The following is a 2623-nucleotide window of genomic DNA, read 5'->3' on the forward strand; positions in this document are numbered from 1 at the left end:
AGGGCGGCGATGGCGGCGGGCGGGACGCGGCGCGCCGCCTCGAGGCGCTGCGGCGCGAGGCCGTGCGGAGAGGTCGTCGTGACCAGGACATTCTCGCCGCGAAGGCGGTCATGCTCGGCGACCCAGAGGAAATCGGCCGAGCCCGCGCCGGTGCGCGGATCCTTGAGAATGACGGTGAAGGTGGCGCCATTCGAGGCCTTCTTCACCGCCCGGACATAGGCGATCGCCCGGCGCCCCGAGGCGATGACGATGTCCGGGAAGGGCGGGCGGAGAGGGCTTCCGGGCCGGTCGGGCGCCTCGCGCGGGTCGATCGGGCCGCGCGGCATCAGCCAGGCGAAGGGTTTGCGCGGCGCGATCCGCCGGATCTCGGGGGTGACGCCCAGCCGCTCGGCGACGCCCAGGCACTGGACCTCGTCGCCGGCCTTGCCGTCGGTCAGGACCCAGACGGTCGGGATGGGTTCGGCGGTCACGTCGGCTCCTTGTTCGGTGCGGCTCGTTGCGGCACGCGCCTTGTATCGCCAAGACGCTGCGTCTACACCAGCGCAACCTTGATCCGGGACCCCTCGTGCGCTCCAAACTCGACGATATCGACCTGGCGATCCTGCGCGAATTGCAGGGCGATGGGCGGATGACCAATGTCGAGCTGGCGAGCCGGGTCGGCATCTCGCCGCCGCCCTGCCTGCGCCGCGTGCGGGCGCTGGAGGAAGCGGGGCTGATCACGGGTTACCGGGCACAGCTCGACGAGAGCAAGCTCGGCTTCGAGGTGGTGTGCTTCGCCTTCGTGCATCTGGCGAGCCAGGCCGAGGCCGATCTGGAGGTCTTCCAGGCGCGGATCCGGGGCTGGGCGGCGGTGCGCGAGTGCTGGAAGCTCTCCGGCGACATCGATTTCATGCTGAAATGCGTGGCGCCGGACCTGAAGGCCTTCCAGGACTTCGTCGGCGAACTGACGGCCCTGCCCAATGTCCGCAATGTCCGCACCGCACTGGCGCTCGACCGGGTCAAGGACGAGCCGATCGTGCCGTTCGGGTGAAGCGCGACGTCGGGCGCGCGGCTCAGCCGCCGAGATAGCGCCTGATCCAGAGGGCATTGTTCTCGATCAGCGCGGCGACGCGGCGCTGGTCGACATCGGGCCGGTACCAGGCGCCGCCTGAATCCGAGCCGATGGTGGACAGGATCGTCCACTGGCCGAGGACCTCGCCGCGCGGGCCGGTCAGCACGTAGTCGGCATCGAAATTGTCCATGCTGGCGCCGCCGGCGCCCGGCTTGCCACCACCGCCACCACCGGCCCAGCTCGCCAGCCAGACGCCCTTGACGGTGACGGTCAGGGCCGGCCCACCGCGCTGGATCATCGGGGCGAGGGTGGTCGCGAGCTGGCGCTCGAGGTCACGCTTGATCTCCTGCGAGCGCGGTCCCCAGCCCTGGGTCGCGAGGCGGGAGGTGTCGACGCGAATCGCGCCGACGGCTCTCGTCTGGGCCAGCGCCGGGCCGGACAAGACGAGCACGGCGCCGGCCGCGCCCTGCAGGATGAATGAGCGGCGAGTCGTCATGGCTGAAACTCCCTCGGGACCAGCCTCCGATGTGGCGTCGGGAGGCCGCATTGCCAAGTCCGAACGCGGTCGCGCCTACCGGAAGTCGACGCTGACGACCTCATAGGACTTGCCGCCGCCGGGCGTGTTGACCTGCACGGAATCGCCGACCTTCTTGCCGATCAGCGCGCGCGCGATCGGCGAGCCGATCGAGACCTTGCCGGACTTCACGTCCGATTCGGGCTCGCCGACGATCTGGTAGCTCTTCTCTTCCTCGGTATCGTCGTCGATCAGCTTGACGGTGGCGCCGAACTTGATCGTGTCGCTGCCGGCGAGCTTCGAGACGTCGATGATGTCGGCCCGCCCGATCAGGGATTCGAGCTCCTGAATGCGGCCTTCATTGAGCGCCTGCGCTTCCTTGGCGGCGTGATACTCGGCGTTCTCGGAGAGATCGCCATGGGCGCGAGCCTCCGAGATTGCTGCGATGATGCGCTGGCGCTGGACCTGCTGGCGGTCCTTGAGTTCAGCCTCCAGGGCGGCGAAGCCGCCGGGGGTCATCGGAACCTTTTCCATCGTTTCGTCCCATCATCGAAAGCAGATGCCCGCCGGCGGCTGCTTCGCCGCCCGCGCCCTGCTTGTCGTCGTTCATAGAACCTCGTCTGCGCGCCGCCTTCAGGCAGCGTGCACGAAGTAGGATTGCAGCGACCTCACTTCGAGATCACCGCTGCAGTAGGCCTTGATGCCTTCCGCCGCCGCGATCGCTCCGGCCAAGGTGGTATAATAGGGAACCTTGTGCAAGAGGGCGGCGCGCCGGAGCGAGCGCGAGTCGGCGAGCGCCTGCGGGCCGTCGGTGGTGTTGAAGACGAGCTGGACCTGGCGGTTGCGGATGGCGTCTTCGATGTGGGGGCGGCCTTCCAAAACCTTGTTGATCTTGTGCGCGGTGACGCCGTGTTCGGCCAAAAAGCGCTGTGTGCCGCCGGTGGCGAGCACGCGGAAGCCGAGCGCCGCAAGGCGCTGGACGGCGGGCAGGACTTCGGCCTTGTCCTCGTCGCGGACGGAGACGAAGAGGGTGCCGTTCCTCGGCAGATCCACTCCGG

General features: G+C 68.7%; 4 protein-coding genes and 1 pseudogene. 1 reads left to right on the forward strand and 4 read right to left on the reverse strand.

Annotation, left to right across the window (positions count from 1 at the left end):
• On the reverse strand, positions 1–470 hold a 470-nt coding region (locus tag Q8M82_RS20900; RefSeq protein ID WP_305693225.1), incomplete at its 3' end, for an ELM1/GtrOC1 family putative glycosyltransferase.
• Between the two features lie 95 nt (positions 471–565).
• On the opposite strand from Q8M82_RS20900, the gene Q8M82_RS20905 reads away from it, so the two are divergent.
• On the forward strand, positions 566–1030 hold the full coding sequence (locus tag Q8M82_RS20905) for an Lrp/AsnC family transcriptional regulator (protein ID WP_305693226.1): 465 nt from the start codon (positions 566–568) through the stop codon (positions 1028–1030).
• Positions 1031–1052: 22 nt separating this feature from the next.
• On the opposite strand, the gene Q8M82_RS20910 is transcribed toward Q8M82_RS20905, so the two are convergent.
• From Q8M82_RS20910 to Q8M82_RS20920, 3 genes and pseudogenes are all read right to left on the reverse strand, one after another.
• On the reverse strand, positions 1053–1547 hold the full coding sequence (locus Q8M82_RS20910; RefSeq protein WP_305693227.1) for a hypothetical protein: 495 nt from the start codon (positions 1545–1547) through the stop codon (positions 1053–1055).
• Between the two features lie 75 nt (positions 1548–1622).
• On the reverse strand, positions 1623–2099 hold the full coding sequence (gene greA / locus Q8M82_RS20915) for a transcription elongation factor GreA (protein ID WP_305693228.1): 477 nt from the start codon (positions 2097–2099) through the stop codon (positions 1623–1625).
• Between the two features lie 99 nt (positions 2100–2198).
• Positions 2199–2623: pseudogene (locus Q8M82_RS20920) on the reverse strand (carbamoyl-phosphate synthase large subunit); the annotation flags it as partial.

This window comes from Allobosea sp. (genome assembly GCF_030694325.1).
Classification (GTDB): Bacteria; Pseudomonadota; Alphaproteobacteria; order Rhizobiales; family Beijerinckiaceae; genus Allobosea.